The following is a 14,711-nucleotide window of genomic DNA, read 5'->3' as shown; positions in this document are numbered from 1 at the left end:
CGCTATTGTTTGAATTTTACAAGTATGCCTTTGTTTTTCGTAAGTCTCAATATTTGATGTGCTGTACTTTTGCTGCTGTATATCAACCCCAGGGATTTGAATTAAACACCCGCGAAGCGTATGGCAACGATTGAAACCTTAGAAGATTTTTATCAAACTAAATTCAATGAGCAGCCCCCCAATCTTCAACAGAATTTAGGGCATTTCAACGTATTTCGGCTGGAAGACTGCCACGGCCCGCACGGGGCTCCGGTGAAATATACCCGCCGGGATTTCTACAAGATCAGTCTGATTCGGGGAAAGAACGTCTTTCACTACGCCGATAAAAGTCTGGAAGTAGAAGGACCGACCCTCATGTTTTTCAATCCCAAAGTACCCTACACCTGGGAGTCGCGTTCGGAAGACTATACGGGCTTTTTCTGCATTTTCAAGGATGCATTTTTCACGGAAAAAATGCGGGACCCGCTCTCCGAAATGCCCATGTTCGCCAGTGGCGGTAAACCGGCTTTTATTTTGCCGGAAGCTCAGGAACAGCAGGTAAGTGCTTTGTTCGAAAAAATGCTCGCTGAAATACAGTCGGACTACCGGTTTAAATACGATCTGCTTCGCAATTACGTCATCGAGCTGATTCACGTAGCTCTAAAAGTTCAGCCCTCGCAAACGCTCTACCAGCATCCGGATGCGAATGCCCGCATTACAGCGATTTTCTCTGAGCTATTGGAAAGACAGTTTCCCATTGAAACGCCTTCGCAACGATTCAAGCTGCGGTCGGCCAAGGATTTTGCCGAGCACTTAGCCGTACACGTTAACCACCTCAATCGAGCCATTCGGCAGACCACGGGAAAAACAACGACCGATCACATTACCGAACGACTGACCAGCGAAGCCAAGGCCCTGCTCAAACATACCAACTGGAATATTGCCGAAATCAGCTATTGCCTGGGTTTTGAGGAACCTTCGCACTTTAATAATTTCTTCAAAAAACACGTATCCTTAACGCCTTCAGCGTACCGTTATCTCTAACGATTACAGACGAGCAAATTTCCGGACTTGCACCTAAATTCTGGAAATTTGCTCGTGTAACTCTTTCACTATACGTTAATTATTCTTCGAGATTACTAAAATTTAAACCTCCGAGTTCAAATTTGGGTTTTACCTTCGCACGTCGCAGCCACTGATTTATTCTTACAGCCCTGACTGGCCTGTATCCATTAAGCTTTTATGATCTGGTACGAAGAAGAAGTAAAACAATTAAAACAACGAATTAACCCGGCTCAACTAAACCGTACTGTCTTTTACGGTAGTTCCTCCATTCGTTTATGGTCAACGCTGGCTCAGGATTTTCCTGATACGCCCGTTCTCAATCTTGGCTTTGGTGGCTCAACCCTGGCGGCCTGCTCCTGGTATTTTGAAGAGTTGGTCGTGCCGAGTAAACCTCGGGCAATCGTTTTTTACGCGGGCGACAATGACCTCGGTGATCAACGACATCCCGAAGAGGTATACCTGTTCTTTTGTACGCTGGTCGAACGTATGAAAAAGAATTTACCCGATGTTCCGCTCGTCTACGTATCCATCAAGCCCAGTCTGGCCCGTTGGGATCTGATTGAGAAAATCAAGTATACCAACGCACTCATTGCCGAAAAAATCAAACAAACCCCCGGATTCAAGTTTCTGGATCTGACGCAGGCCATGCTGGGAGCGAACCACCGGCCCCGACCCGAACTATTCGAAGCGGACGGTTTACACCTTAGCCCGGCGGGTTATCAGGTCTGGACGAAGCTGCTTCGGCCTTATGTAGAGAAATTTTAATGATTTATTCATACCAGCGATACGACCAGATTTAGAAATCATTGAGAACTTAGGGGCTTTTCCTGTCATCCTTACCTATGCTTCGTAACCCACACGGCTGGTATAGTCCAGTGCTAGAGCGACACATGGATTTACTCGTCTACGGCCACGCCGGAGCTCGCGTCCTGATCTTTCCGACCCGTCGGGGCCGATTTTACGAATACGAGAAACTGGGTCTGGTCGAGGCTCTTCGGGATAAAATCGAACAAGGGTGGCTACAACTCATCTGCGTCGATTCGATTGACGCCGAAAGTCTGTACAGCGAGAGTATTCCACCCGCCGAGCGTATTCAGCGGCACATTGCCTACGAAGCGTACATTTTACAGGAAGTACTGCCTTTTTCGGAGAAACTGAATCCGGGTTCTTTTCTGATTTCCCACGGTTGTAGTTTCGGAGCTTTTCACGCCGTGAATATTGCCCTTCGGCATCCCGAGCAGTTTGGTAAAGTGGTGGCCTTCAGTGGCCGCTACAACCTTGCGGTTCCTACCTCCGAGTTCCGTGGACTATTCGACGATTACTACGACGAAAACATCTATTACCATACCCCCAATCACTTTCTACCTAACCTGCACGACGAGCAATTACTAGCCAAAATCCGTCAGCTGGAATTTGTCATCGTCATTGGTAGCGACGATCCCTTCCTGGAAAGTAATTTCCAGCTCGAACGCGATCTGACCCACAAAGGCATTGCTCACGAATTCTACGTTTGGGAGGGCCGGGCTCACCAGGCCGATGCCTGGCAAAAGATGGTAGATATCTATCTGTAGCGGGCCATTGGCTTTGCCATTCTCAGTACGTTTATCCAATCTTCCACGGAATGCACATTCGGTGCTATCTTTAGGCTTGTAGTAATCCGAATCCTGTCACTTGGTCTATCGGCTCCGTACGGTGATTCCGTTCTCTGAACCGCGACGCCCCTTCTTCTTTTTTCTTCTCGTCTCAACAGGAGGGTAGACCTGACCTTGCTTTCAATCGCGTATTCCTTTCAGAACAGATTAAAACAACCTCTGAAGCACTTTTCCTGAATTCAGGTTGTGAGTGTTCGTTTTCCGGCCTTACACCCCAATTCAGAAAGGATTTAGAATCAGCACGCTAGCTATAATTATAATTTTTATTTGGACTCATTATAAATAGATACGTACTTTGGCTCCTGAAACGAAGAAAAGCGGCCGCTGATCATCTTTTTTCCTGTACGCAAACAAGCCCTATTTACTGTTATCTACCGAATATTGTATGAAATTAAAAGCTACGCTATTATCGCTGGCTCTGTGTCTGAGCCTCAGCAGTGCATTCGCTCACGCCCTTTGGTTGCAAACGCCCGCCGTTGGAAAAAAAGGTCAGGCTCAGACCGTCAAAATCAGCTACGCTGAGCCGGGTGAAACGCCGGAAAAAGTAGCGGACTGGTATTCCGACGTCAAAGAATTCAGTCTCTGGCTGGTTGCTCCCGATCAGACCAAAACCAAACTTTCGGTTAACCCCGCTGACGATCATTTCACAGCTACGTTCACCCCAACGCAGGACGGTGTGTATACGCTGGCCGTTGGTCACGAAGCCAAAGAACTGGGTGGCACTACCAAATACCAGTTTAACGCAACGGCTACCGTCACGGTTGGTAAAGCCAGCGGCAAGTCTGCCACTCCCAACGAACTGACTGTAGCCTTGGCTCAGGGCAAGCCCTTCAAAGTAGGCAAGCCGGTTTCACTGGAAAGTGTATTTAAAAATACGCCTTCCGAGAAAATCTATATCTCCGTTCATTCGCCCAGCGGCTGGAGCCGTCAGGTAGTGACGAACGCTCAGGGTGTAGCCGAGTTTACGCCGCTATGGCCGGGAACGTACTACGTGGAAGGTTCTAAAACGGAAAAGGAGCAGGGTCAACTGCAGGGCAAAGACTATAAGTCGGTTTGGCGTTGTGCAACGCTCACCTTCGATGTCGCTCCCTAAGCCTCTTATGATATGTTTAGCGGCAGGTCATTGAAAAGATGGCCTGCCGCCTTTTTCCTGGTAACAGATGCATAGTATTAACCATCGGATTGACGCGTACTGCATGGAACGGGGCATCCGGAAGTCTATTAAACGAAATCAGGTAGCTACGGTACTCGAACGGATCCACGAAAGCATGGATGCCGAACAGGTCTGGTTACTACTTAAGAAAAACCATTTTCAAATCAGCATTGGTGCCGTATACCAGGCCCTGAACTGGCTCGTCGAACATGGCTTTGTCGAGAAACAGATTCAGTCCGATCGTAAGTTTATCTACCAGCTTTCTTCCAGCGAATTAAATACGTCTTCTGTCTCTGGAAATGAACATTCTTTATGAGTACTTCTAGTAAGACTATTTCTGTAACCGTATGCTTTCTTGGATGTATTACACTAAAAATAGTTGACAGTTCTGGATTAAGTCATAGCATTTCAACCCTTATATTTATAATCAGTAAAATGTGATCCCTGGAAATTAGTAGTCCTGCTGATAAAAAATCGTGATATGAAAATGCCTCTTATTTCAATAGAAAATGTCAACAAATTAAGAAGAGGATATGCTCACACCTTAAGGAAGGTACCGGGAGCTAATCATTCAATCGAACATGTGAATTTGGTTTTCCCATTTACCTATCTTCTTCATTATCTTGCAATCATAAGCTTTATTTTTGGCAATTATATTCAATTTAATAAAGAAAGCCGAGGTCAGGCTAATTCATTCATTGTCTTTGGTATTGTCCTGTTTATCATTGCTATTTATTATGTATTTGCCAAATACTATCTTTTTAAAGGAGTGTCAGATGAAGAAGTCGACGCTAATAGTGAGACCAGAAAACAGGATATGAAGTTTTATATAAAAACCATGCTTTGGGGTTTCGGTAGTTTTATATGTATTGGTATTTATTTTAGTATTCTTTCAAAATTTTATGAATAACAAAGGCTAACGTAACTTTAACTACCCCAGCAAATCAATCTTCTGTTTTAATTACTGCAACAAATCAGGTAGTGTATCTTTTTATACCCCAGCTGCCACTGAAACACGACGTAATGCTGCCTTCAGACCTTGCTAATGAAGGGCGTTGATACCTTCCTGCTAATTAGACAAACGAAAGAAACCTTTCGTTGCCAATCGTTTAGTAGGGTAACAAGTGAGGAAATTACCCGTTCTGATTACGCTATAAAAAAGCAGTACTTCGAGCAGTTCGAAGTACTGATGCATTTCAACGGCCTTAGCAACAGATCTTTTTCTGAATTCTTTCGCTTGCCTCATTCGAGTTTTTGCACATCCATTCCCTCACGCAGGCGTTAGATTTCTGCTAGTATGATCCGTACTAAAAGCTTGGTATCGAGTCTTTTTGACCTTTCGCTAACGAACGCAGGTACGTAATACCTGCGGTACCTGAAAGAAGAGAAGCCAGCAGAATACCATATTTGGCGGCATCTACATGTTCGGCATCCGAGAAGGCTAAGTTGGACACAAAAAGGGACATGGTAAAGCCAACGCCCGCTAGTAACGCTACCCCTGTCACGTGCTTCCAGTTCACCAGAGCTGGTAAATCGGCTAGCTTGAGCCTGACCATTACATAGGTAAAGCCAAACACCCCGATTGATTTTCCCAGCACTAAACCCACGCCTACACCGGCACTTACAGGATTCATCAGCTCTGAAAAGAAAGTACTGCCAATGTGCATACCCGCATTAGCCAGAGCAAACAGCGGCATAATCAGAAAGGCTACGTAAGGATGCAGCGTATGTTCAATTTTTTGCAGCGGCGTCTGGGCATCCAAACTTAGTCCCTTTATTTCTTCAATAATCTCGTGCTGATCGGCAGTCATCAAAGGTCCGTGCAAGGGAATAGCTACTTCAAAGTGTTTAACGCGGGATTAATTTGTTGTAAATACTCCTGCTCATTGATTCGCGTGCGGGCCGGGATCGTAAAGGCTACGAGTACGCCGGCAATGGTAGCGTGAACGCCCGAAAACAGAAAACAGCCCCAAACAACAATCCCCAGAATCAAGTAAAACAGACTACGCCGGATACCGAGTAGATTTCCCGCCAGCAGAACTCCCAGAAAACCGAAGCCAATCAGGAGAAACCCGAAGTCGATTTTAGCGGTATAGAAGAACGCAATGACCAGCACGGCTCCCAAATCATCGGCTACCGCTAAGGCAGATAAGAATACTTTCACCGAAGACGGAATATGATTACCGGATAAGGACAGCAGCCCCAGGGCAAAAGCAATGTCAGTGGCCATAGGGATGCCCCAGCCGTGAAGGGAGGGCAGACCGTAGTTAAACAACACATAAATTAAGGCGGGCACGAGCATGCCGCCCAGAGCGGCCACCATCGGCAGAGACGCTTTTTTTAAGGTAGAAAGCTCACCCGCCATAAACTCCCGCTTGAGCTCCAGACCAATGACAAAGAAAAAGATGGCCATCAGTCCATCATTGATCCAGATATGCAGGGGATAATTAAAAGAAAAAGCACCGAAGCTTAGTGCAAAGGGCGTTTCCCAGGTATGATGATAGGACTCCGCCCCCGGCGAATTAGCCCAGATCAAAGCGGCTATCACACTTAGAAACAAGACGATGCCGCTGGTATACTCCTGATGAATGAATGTACTTACGGGCTGAATGAACCTATCAATAGGGGCTTTACTCATGGATTAGTGGTAATGAATTGTAGTAATGGATAACTCTGGAGCGGGTCTGCTGGTTATGCCCTGACATTTAAAATTTCAGCTTTCCTGAAGCGAAGGTAGCAAGCGACTGATAAAGCCAGACTTCTCCCTAAAGACATCGATTCCAATTAGAGAAAAATAATGGGTTGCCTTTCACTTTTTGCGTAAGCCCTCTAACCTTTCCATTTCTTACTTCGCTTCTTTGAAATACCAGGGCATTTTCCGGTTTCAGGCGACTACTCCAGCAGCTGTTACGCCGGTAAAACCGAATACGATACGCGTAATGTATGCCCGGATGAGGAGACGTCATTCACTGGCTGAGCGAAAACGCCTGGAAAAGTGGCTGCTTAGCCGGGTCAAAAGTAAAACTATTCAACTCATGGTCGCTATCGAAAAAGATACCCTTTCTTCGTGATACGCCGAGTATGAGGTATTGAAAGAACAAAGCGTATCAAAACAAGTTCTTTGTATATCAACTCCTAAGCATATAAAACTATTCACCCATGAGCAGGCTGTCCTCATTTTTAGCTCAGACTACCTTTCACAAAGGGATTATTCTGCCTAGTTTACTCTTTATCTTGTTTGTTACGTTCGTTTCCAGCTTTTTCCCGGATTCAACGGCCTCCATTTTAGGGCAAATTCAGGACTGGATCTTTATTAACCTGAACTGGGTCTATGTCTGGTCGGTTACTTTATTTGTCTTTTTTCTGCTGGCTCTCGTCGTTAGTAAATATGGCTCGATCACCCTGGGAGATGATGACGTGGTGCCCGAATACTCATTCTTTCCTGGATATCCATGCTTTTCGCCGCTGGCATGGGCATTGGTCTGATGTATTTTAGCGTTTCAGAACCCCTTGCCCATTTCTCTGACCCAACGTTTGCAGAGTATAGCGAAATAAAACGGGCCAAGGACGCTCAACTGTACACATTTTTTCACTGGGGTATTCATGCCTGGGCCATTTATGGTGTTGTGGGCTTATCACTGGCTTACTTTACCTATCGCTATAAGTTACCGCTCTCGCTTCGAAGCTGCTTTTATCCGATTCTTAAAAACCGGATTAATGGCGTGGCAGGTAATGCTATTGACACGTTTGCTTTGTGCAGCACCTTTTTTGGCATTACAACTACCTTAGGCTTTGGAGTCATTCAGCTTAATGCAGGGTTGGTCGAACTAGGCATCATTCCGGAAAAAAGTTTTAGTTATCAGGTGGCGATCGTTATTGCGATTATGACGATTTCCATTTTGTCAGCTACCTCAGGCGTCAACAAAGGCGTCAAATTTTTGAGTCAGCTCAACATCTTCAGTGCAGTACTCCTGATGCTCTTTATTCTGATTGCAGGTCCGACCGTATTTTTGCTCGGTTCTTTATCGGAAGGAGTGGGGGATTATTTAAACCAGTTTTTAAGCCTCACCTTCAATACGCACGCCTACGAGCCTTCGGTTCAACCCTGGTATTTCAGATGGACCATTCTGTACTGGGCCTGGTGGATTTCGTGGTCACCCTACGTAGGTCTGTTCATTGCACAAATATCCAAAGGCCGGACGATCCGTGAATTTATCATTGCCGTGCTACTGATTCCGACCGCCTTCAATTTTCTGTGGATGACCGTATTCGGAAATAGTGCTACCTGGCTGGATCGCAATGTGGCAAACGGATCGCTAACGGCTATCGTAAGCAAGACCGACGAGCTACTTTTTCAATTCCTAAACTATTTTCCAGCCAGTGGACTCACCAGTAGTCTGGCGGTCTTCCTCATTTTTGTCTTCTTTGTCACCTCAGCGGACTCGGGCATCTTCGTAATGAACAGTATTTCAACGGCCAATGCAGCCCGGTCCCCCAAATGGCAACTGGTGGCCTGGGGCATATTACTGGCACTGGTGGCTTTGGTATTGCTAAATGCGGGGGGCCTGCAATCCCTGCAAACCATGACCTTGATTACGGCATTGCCTTTTTCAATAGTCATGCTCCTGTTTTGTTACAGTTTATTTCAGGGACTACTGGTAGACAGCTATTATTATTCGAAATCCTTTTCTCCGTCCGCTCGCAACTGGTCGGGTGAATTCTGGAAGCAGCGTTTGCAACGCATCCTTTCCTTTAAAGATCAATCTTACGTGGAGACCTTCATTGAGCAAACGGTAGAGCCCGCTTTACAGGAACTGGCTTCTGAATTCAACAGCCAGCGAATTTCTACGGCGGTTCATAAAAAGGAAAATCCAAGGGAGATTGCCCTGACTATCGAGCATGAATCGATTGAAAATTTTACCTATGGCGTACGTACCCAACTGAAGACCATCTCTACCTCGCTAGTTGCTGAAAAAAATATCCCGGGTGTTCGGGGCACGCAATCCTACATTCCTGAGACTTTTTTTGGAGATAACCGTCCCGGCTATAATATCGAATACTTCACCGAAAAGGAAGTGATTGCGGACGTACTTAAACAGTATGAACGATTCCTTGAATTATCTTCGGAAATAAAGAATGAAATCTTTACGGATACTACATTAAGACGTAAAGAGTAATACACAATAGAGGTTCAGTGGATGACTGGAAAAGTAAAGTTTTGTAACGAAACTTTACTTTTCCAGTCATCCTTTACTAGGAATATACATTGTGTTATATAACTTGGATTATGTTAAGTAATAATTTACAAAATTAGATCCGCAACGATTCCTCTCTCCTTCCCCACCCGATTCCGTTACTCCTGTTTCAAAAATTGTGAGTGAATCATAGCTCACGTAAAACTATAAAAACCCATCACCCCTAAAAATCAGAGCGATGGGTTTTGCCAGCACATACGTCAATACGTATTTAATGCTGGATCAGAAGTTTCTGGACACTCTGCGAACCTTGTCCAGCCGTTATCTGCAGAAAATATAATCCAGGCGTTAATTGTGTTACGTCCAGTTCATAATTCGAATCCCTCAGAACAGCCGGTACGTTCGTGTGCTGCCAGGAAGCATTAAACAACTGAACGGTAACCTCCTTACTGACTTGTGGAATTTTTACTACCACTTTGTTATTGGCTGGATTGGGATAAACGCTCACCTGCCCTGCCTGCTGTTGAGCAAGCGGATTGTTTACCGAACGAACGGGTGACGTATGGACTGTTTTATCAAAATCAACCTGACGTAACTGATAGTAGGAAATACCGCCCAGGGGTTTTTCGTCAACAAACGTGTACGAATGCTTGGTTTGCGTAGTCCCCTGACCTTTCACGCGGCCCAGGGGCAGCCAGTCCTGCAAATTCGTACTCCGCATTACTTCAAAGTAATCATTGTTGATTTCGCTATGCGTGTCCCAGGACACCCGCACTATCTGACCTTCCAATTTGACGTCAAACCGACCCAGCGTTACGGGCAAAGCCTCGCTGACGCTTCCAATCCCAAGAGCCGTGATAGTTGCATTGGCGGGAATGGTCCCACTTAACGTACTGCCTTCCGTTGAACCCGTGGCGGTCTGCCCCAGGTTCACCCACTGCGTACCGTTCCATCCTACCAGTCGCAAATCCGGCGTGGCAGCAAAATCAGTTACATCCGGAATCGAAACGGTCACTGCTCCGGGTACGGCCGCGGCTACGGGCCAGCTGCCGACCGTACTTACCGCCAAAAACGCCCGTACCTAAGCTGGTCACTCCCTGCGACGGGGTTCCCTGCTGATAGGCAACCGATACGAAAGTAGCGGCGGCAGTCGGGCGGTACGTCAGGGGGCGATAATCGCCCGCATTCCCTACGGGAAAGTCATAGGTTGTATTGGCATTCATGACCCGGGAAACGTAACCATCCACGTGGCGGGTGTCACTAAAATCGCCGGTAATGGCTCCGGCACTTGCCGTATTGACCCGAATACTATTCGCCAGAGGACTATTCCGTTGCGTAGTCGTAATGCCATTGGTTAGCGTCAAGGTACGGTTCACCGTGATTCCGTCGGAATTAGCAATGTTCATGGCTCCATTCTGAAAAACCAGATTGTTGAAAAGCGGAGCCAAACTACCATTAATTTCCATGGCCTGTCGAGCCGTACCATTCCCGAAATAATCCGTGGCCGTTGCACCGGTCGTATAGAGACCATTGCTGATAAACGTACCGGTCGTATTGGTATTTAGCCAGTAAATGCTCCCGATGTTCGTATAAGTAGCCCCGGCATTTACCCGAAAATAGTCTGAAAAGTCAGCTACGTTCGCGTTGGCATTTCGGTTGGCCGCCTGTAGCGTGGGGTTACTATAGACTTCGTGCCCAACCTGGGCCAGAGCCGGTAGCGATGCGATCTGCAGGGCTAGCAGTATACCCCCTAATCGTATGTTCATATCCGATAAGTAAAGGGTGAAACTTAATTGATAGCCGTGATCTGCCAGTTACTACCGTCGGAGATGAGGGTAATCACCCGAATATTTGCTCCGGGATCCAGCGTGTAGGTCAAATTGCCCACATTGGCTACCACAAAGCGTCCGCCCGCTGAACTCAGCGTAGCTGCTACGGAAGTGTTGTTTTTAATAATCAGCATCAATCCCGCGTTAGCTCCGGCAGCGGGGACCTGATAGGCACTGGCTGCCGCCGTTGGGGCCAGACTGATGTAAGAGGAAGCCGTATTGCTTAGTTCTGTGGGTGCACCGGCTGCCCCACCTGCTACGTTGTTCGTAACAGCCACCCGGGTAACTTGCGAACGAATCGCTCCGTTTACCGTTAGATTTCCCTGGCTTACGGTTACGTCTCCGGCACTCGTGACGATGAGTTTATCGGCCGCAGCTTCGCCAGGGGCATAAGGTTCCGCCGCAACGCCCAGACTCAGGGTGCCGTTACTTCGGTACGATATACCCGCGGTAACCTGTCCAGCCGTCACCTGGTCGTAACCACCGCTTACAAAACCATACATTCCTTTAAATGAATTGCCCGCCGCATTACCTACGACAATGTTAGATGCCGGTGCCGAGTTAAATCCCGTCGAGTTTTCTACGTACAGCCCTGGAATGGCCGTTCCCGGGGCGGGCCGGGCGATGTACAGACGTGGTACGGCCATACTAGCTCCCCCAAATAGGGTTTGCCCGGTTTCTGCACTAATGGAAATACGGTTGGCTCCATTGGCCCGAATGTTTAAATTCTGAGCGTTGTTAGTGCCTAAAACCTGATTGGCACTGATGTTATTACCGCCCAGTGACCAGTCAGTAATGGGATTCCAGCCATTCGTTGACGACCATACGTACGCTCCAACCCCACTGGCTCGTACACCAGCCAGGTCAGCGTTTGTATTATAGACGGTCATACCGGGAGCGGGTGATCCTGCCAGAGGGGCCCAGGTAGTGGTATTGGTCAGAGCCACGCTGGGAAGCTGTAAACCTCGCTGGTTATTCCCACTGGCCGCTTCGTTTTCCAGCTCAAGTAATGAACTGCTCTGAATGGTAGTCGGATTCGCTCCAATTTTCACCTGAGCCTGTGCAGCATAAAAGCTACCCGCTGACAACATGATTCCCAAGAGTATTCTTTTTTTCATAAACATAGATAAGTTATAGTTGATAAATAGAGTGGTGAAGTACTAGGTCGTGTATAAGCAAAGCAGATTCCGTCCAGTACGGTGGTGCACCGCTGGTTTACTGGAGAAGGGATGAACTGATTTTTGGGAGAAGCCTGATCAACAAGTCGTCAGGTGCAGAGGTATCCTTTGAAATCCCGAACGTTTTCGAATAGTAGAATAGAAGAACAGGCGAGCATCCGGCGGAAACGATACCATGGTTTTGAACGTATAAATTTGACGTCACGAAACTATGGCTGTTTATTAGATAAATTCTGTAGTATTTATTGTAAAGTCTTGTAGTAATAGTTGCAATGTATTGTAGTAACAATAGAAGCCTTTCTGATGACCCTAGTTCATTCTACTTAATCAGGCACATAATTACTGACAAAAAAGGAGCCGGTTTTCTGAACATTCAGAAAATCGGCTCCTTTCACGGTCTCGTTACTCGGGATTACTTCTCCCACCAGACTTTGGTCATCACATTATCTCCACCGATCCGTTCGGCGGCAACTTTATAATTTTGAGGATTGAATCGCCGTACATCATTGTGGTACATGAATCGCGTGGGCATTACGCCATCGTGGAGCATATATTGCGTTTTGGGTAATTTGGGAAAACCCGTCCGGCGGTACTCAAACCACTGCTGGTAATCGTTGAAAAACAAGGCCAGATACTTTTGGGTCAGTACCTGTTCGAGCGTACCGTTAAATGCCGCCTTCGGATTATTGAAATACGTGGCTGGGAATACGCCGCCTTTCCATTGCGTGATGGCCGCGGCTACTCCTTTTTCGTACGCTGTTTTAGCCGCCGCCTGATCGCCCGTTTGCAGAGCTACTTCGGCTTTGATAAACTCCACCTCGGCGTACGACATGATCACTTCAATGATTTCCGTACCCAGCGTGGTGTGTACCATTAAATCGGCATTGGGTGTACTGGGTTCGTAATCGACCTTCAGCTCATTGCGGGTCGGGTTGTGCCCACTGACAATGCCCTTGTATCCGATGTTGGTTTCTTTTCCGTTTTCCACGCGTCGGGCGGTCGTCATAAACAGCGGTCGGCGGGGGTCTTCCAGTTCATTCAACAGATCAATGAAAAAGGCACTCATGGCCTCGGCGTTCGTATAATCCTGCCGACGACCCCAGGCGTAATCATACGGAGCCAAGCCTGTAATTTTAACTAAAGCAGCGTCGGCATTACTGGTGAAAATGGGATATTCGCTCGGATTCGCTAAAATAGCTTTCAGGCGTTCAAAGCTATTGAAATCGGATTTTTTGCTCGTCCGAAGCAGCATTCGCAGTAAAAGTGAATTATTGAATTTCTGCCATTTGCTCTTGTCATTCCCGTACAGCAGATCGTTGCCCACCATCGTACCACTTTCCTTGTAGGTTTTATTAGCTGCTTCCAGTTTGGTAATCAGTGTAGCATATACCTGCTTCTGCTCATCAAAAACGGGCTGGCTGAGGCCTTCCTCCGCGTTGAGTGCTTCCGTGTACGGGATGTCGCCAAAAGAATCCGTCAGAATACCGACGATGTACGCCTCAAGCGTCGTAGCGACCGCCTGATAGATGGGTTGCTGATAAATTTCGGCGGCTTCTTTCATTTCACGCACGTTACGCAGCCAGGTGTAGCAAGTATTCCAGGTACCATTCCCCGCCGTTTCACTTACGTTGTAATGGTGTACGCCATAGCCTTCACTATTCTGGGCATAGGGTAAGCTGACCTGCATCAACTGGTTGGTAAAATCGCTGTTGCGTACGGTAAAGTACGTACTCATGCCATACACAATCGGCGTAACCAAACTACCCGGCGTGACGCGATCAATGCGGTTCGGATCGGTATTGAGTCTTCGAAACCCGTGGTACAGGCAGTGGTCAGTAATCCCAGGGTCAGTAAAGAGAGAATGTATTTTTTCATCGCTGTTTCGTCGAAATAAAAATTACAGCTTAAGATTTAAGTTAACACCCCAGGTACGCGGCGTGGGCAACTGGCCCATCTCTACGCCGGGTACGATGGTAGCCCCATTGAGTGAAGCCGTTTCGGGATCGAAAATGGGAAACTTCGAAATCATGGCCAGGTCGCGACCAAAGAAGCCGATGCTTGCCGCCGAGAGTTTCCAGCGGTTGACCAACCCACGGGGCAGATTGTACTCCAGTCGTACTTCGCGAAGTTTCAAATACGAAGCATCAAAGCTATTGGTCTCCACGTTGGCCCGGCGGTAGTAATCACCGTACCAGGTCGAAATCGCCACCGGCGTGGTGTTGGGAGCGTAAGAACCATCCGCATTCCGGATTACGCCCTGCCCAACGATAGTGCCCGTTTCCCGGCCCGCCAGGGTATGCTTGAGTTTACCCTGTTCGGACATCTTGTGGTGCGTCTGCGAGTACACGATGCCGCCAAACTGACCATCGAGCAGAACGTTCAAACGGAGGTTCTTATACGAAAACTCGTTTTGCAGACCGCCCCGCCAGTCGGCGTACGCATTGCCAATTTTCGTAATGTCCGACGGCCGAAGAGCCAAGCCCGTTTTCGCGTCAAAAACTACCTGTCCTTCCGGATTCCGTACCAGACCAAACCCCCAGATGTCGCCCGTACTACCGCCCTTGGTAGCAATGATCGAAGCATTACCGCTGGAGGCAATGATCTGCTGTTCGCTTTCCATGTCGTTACTCAGAGCCAGAATGCGATTTTGGTTTTTCGAC

General features: G+C 47.3%; 13 protein-coding genes and 1 pseudogene. 7 read left to right on the top strand and 7 right to left on the bottom strand.

Annotated elements, in window-relative coordinates; translation table 11 throughout:
• Nucleotides 1-120: 120 nt before the first annotated feature.
• The 6 genes from BWI93_RS14845 to BWI93_RS14820 all read left to right on the top strand — a co-directional run bounded on the left by BWI93_RS14845 (nucleotide 121) and on the right by BWI93_RS14820 (nucleotide 4,759).
• The gene (locus BWI93_RS14845; protein ID WP_094812638.1) at nucleotides 121-1,023 is read left to right on the top strand and encodes an AraC family transcriptional regulator; all 903 of its coding nucleotides are present in this window, start codon (nucleotides 121-123) and stop codon (nucleotides 1,021-1,023) included.
• A gap of 198 nt (nucleotides 1,024-1,221) precedes the next feature.
• Nucleotides 1,222-1,809 (top strand): SGNH/GDSL hydrolase family protein, encoded by a 588-nt coding sequence (locus tag BWI93_RS14840; protein WP_094812636.1) that lies wholly within the window; start codon nucleotides 1,222-1,224, stop codon nucleotides 1,807-1,809.
• A 77-nt stretch (nucleotides 1,810-1,886) separates the two neighbouring features.
• Nucleotides 1,887-2,615: an esterase family protein gene (locus BWI93_RS14835; protein WP_094812633.1), complete on the top strand. Its 729-nt coding sequence runs from the start codon at nucleotides 1,887-1,889 to the stop codon at nucleotides 2,613-2,615.
• A 466-nt stretch (nucleotides 2,616-3,081) separates the two neighbouring features.
• Nucleotides 3,082-3,789: a DUF4198 domain-containing protein gene (locus tag BWI93_RS14830; RefSeq protein WP_094812631.1), complete on the top strand. Its 708-nt coding sequence runs from the start codon at nucleotides 3,082-3,084 to the stop codon at nucleotides 3,787-3,789.
• Nucleotides 3,790-3,856: 67 nt separating this feature from the next.
• Complete coding sequence (locus BWI93_RS14825; protein ID WP_094812629.1) at nucleotides 3,857-4,165, top strand: transcriptional repressor; 309 nt, start codon at nucleotides 3,857-3,859, stop codon at nucleotides 4,163-4,165.
• A gap of 165 nt (nucleotides 4,166-4,330) precedes the next feature.
• On the top strand, nucleotides 4,331-4,759 hold the full coding sequence (locus BWI93_RS14820; RefSeq protein ID WP_094812627.1) for a hypothetical protein: 429 nt from the start codon (nucleotides 4,331-4,333) through the stop codon (nucleotides 4,757-4,759).
• A gap of 397 nt (nucleotides 4,760-5,156) precedes the next feature.
• Here BWI93_RS14820 and BWI93_RS28890 read toward each other — a convergent pair whose 3' ends face one another.
• Complete coding sequence (locus BWI93_RS28890; protein ID WP_255157888.1) at nucleotides 5,157-5,660, bottom strand: Na+/H+ antiporter NhaA; 504 nt, start codon at nucleotides 5,658-5,660, stop codon at nucleotides 5,157-5,159.
• A gap of 23 nt (nucleotides 5,661-5,683) precedes the next feature.
• A complete protein-coding gene (gene nhaA, locus BWI93_RS28885) occupies nucleotides 5,684-6,487 on the bottom strand; it encodes a Na+/H+ antiporter NhaA (RefSeq protein WP_255157887.1) in 804 nt (267 codons plus the stop codon).
• Between the two features lie 521 nt (nucleotides 6,488-7,008).
• Between nhaA and BWI93_RS14805 the strand changes: the two are divergent.
• A pseudogene (locus BWI93_RS14805) lies at nucleotides 7,009-9,026 on the top strand (BCCT family transporter).
• 289 nt (nucleotides 9,027-9,315) lie between these two features.
• Here the strand turns inward: BWI93_RS14805 and BWI93_RS14800 are convergent.
• The 5 genes from BWI93_RS14800 to BWI93_RS28240 form a co-directional block, all read right to left on the bottom strand.
• Nucleotides 9,316-10,113: a T9SS type A sorting domain-containing protein gene (locus BWI93_RS14800; RefSeq protein WP_141217477.1), complete on the bottom strand. Its 798-nt coding sequence runs from the start codon at nucleotides 10,111-10,113 to the stop codon at nucleotides 9,316-9,318.
• Complete coding sequence (locus BWI93_RS14795) at nucleotides 10,031-10,810, bottom strand: hypothetical protein (RefSeq protein ID WP_094812621.1); 780 nt, start codon at nucleotides 10,808-10,810, stop codon at nucleotides 10,031-10,033. The genes BWI93_RS14800 and BWI93_RS14795 overlap by 83 nt, the downstream gene beginning before the upstream one ends.
• A gap of 23 nt (nucleotides 10,811-10,833) precedes the next feature.
• Entirely contained in the window at nucleotides 10,834-11,991 is a 1,158-nt protein-coding gene (locus BWI93_RS14790) for a hypothetical protein (protein ID WP_141217476.1), read from the bottom strand.
• A gap of 472 nt (nucleotides 11,992-12,463) precedes the next feature.
• Nucleotides 12,464-13,834: a SusD/RagB family nutrient-binding outer membrane lipoprotein gene (locus BWI93_RS14785; protein WP_255157904.1), complete on the bottom strand. Its 1,371-nt coding sequence runs from the start codon at nucleotides 13,832-13,834 to the stop codon at nucleotides 12,464-12,466.
• A 114-nt stretch (nucleotides 13,835-13,948) separates the two neighbouring features.
• A complete protein-coding gene (locus tag BWI93_RS28240; protein ID WP_217902280.1) occupies nucleotides 13,949-14,671 on the bottom strand; it encodes a hypothetical protein in 723 nt (240 codons plus the stop codon).
• Between the last annotated feature and the right edge of the window lie 40 nt (nucleotides 14,672-14,711).

Origin of the sequence: Siphonobacter sp. BAB-5385 (assembly GCF_002261125.1) — a bacterium.
Taxonomy (GTDB): Bacteria; Bacteroidota; Bacteroidia; order Cytophagales; family Spirosomataceae; genus Siphonobacter.
The sequence above is the reverse complement of the archived record's forward strand: the minus strand, read 5'-3'. Positions and strand labels throughout refer to the sequence as shown.

Bases quoted from the DNA above. Each gene is read 5' to 3' on its own strand.
- BWI93_RS14835 (WP_094812633.1), top strand. From the start codon at position 1,887: ATGCTTCGTAACCCACACGGCTGGTATAGTCCAGTGCTAGAGCGACAC.
- BWI93_RS14790 (WP_141217476.1), bottom strand. From the start codon at position 11,991: ATGAAAAAAAGAATACTCTTGGGAATCATGTTGTCAGCGGGTAGCTTT.
- nhaA (WP_255157887.1), bottom strand. From the start codon at position 6,487: ATGAGTAAAGCCCCTATTGATAGGTTCATTCAGCCCGTAAGTACATTC.
- BWI93_RS14840 (WP_094812636.1), top strand. From the start codon at position 1,222: ATGATCTGGTACGAAGAAGAAGTAAAACAATTAAAACAACGAATTAAC.
- BWI93_RS14830 (WP_094812631.1), top strand. From the start codon at position 3,082: ATGAAATTAAAAGCTACGCTATTATCGCTGGCTCTGTGTCTGAGCCTC.
- BWI93_RS14795 (WP_094812621.1), bottom strand. From the start codon at position 10,810: ATGAACATACGATTAGGGGGTATACTGCTAGCCCTGCAGATCGCATCG.
- BWI93_RS14825 (WP_094812629.1), top strand. From the start codon at position 3,857: ATGCATAGTATTAACCATCGGATTGACGCGTACTGCATGGAACGGGGC.
- BWI93_RS28240 (WP_217902280.1), bottom strand. From the start codon at position 14,671: ATGGAAAGCGAACAGCAGATCATTGCCTCCAGCGGTAATGCTTCGATC.
- BWI93_RS14845 (WP_094812638.1), top strand. From the start codon at position 121: ATGGCAACGATTGAAACCTTAGAAGATTTTTATCAAACTAAATTCAAT.
- BWI93_RS14820 (WP_094812627.1), top strand. From the start codon at position 4,331: ATGAAAATGCCTCTTATTTCAATAGAAAATGTCAACAAATTAAGAAGA.
- BWI93_RS28890 (WP_255157888.1), bottom strand. From the start codon at position 5,660: ATGACTGCCGATCAGCACGAGATTATTGAAGAAATAAAGGGACTAAGT.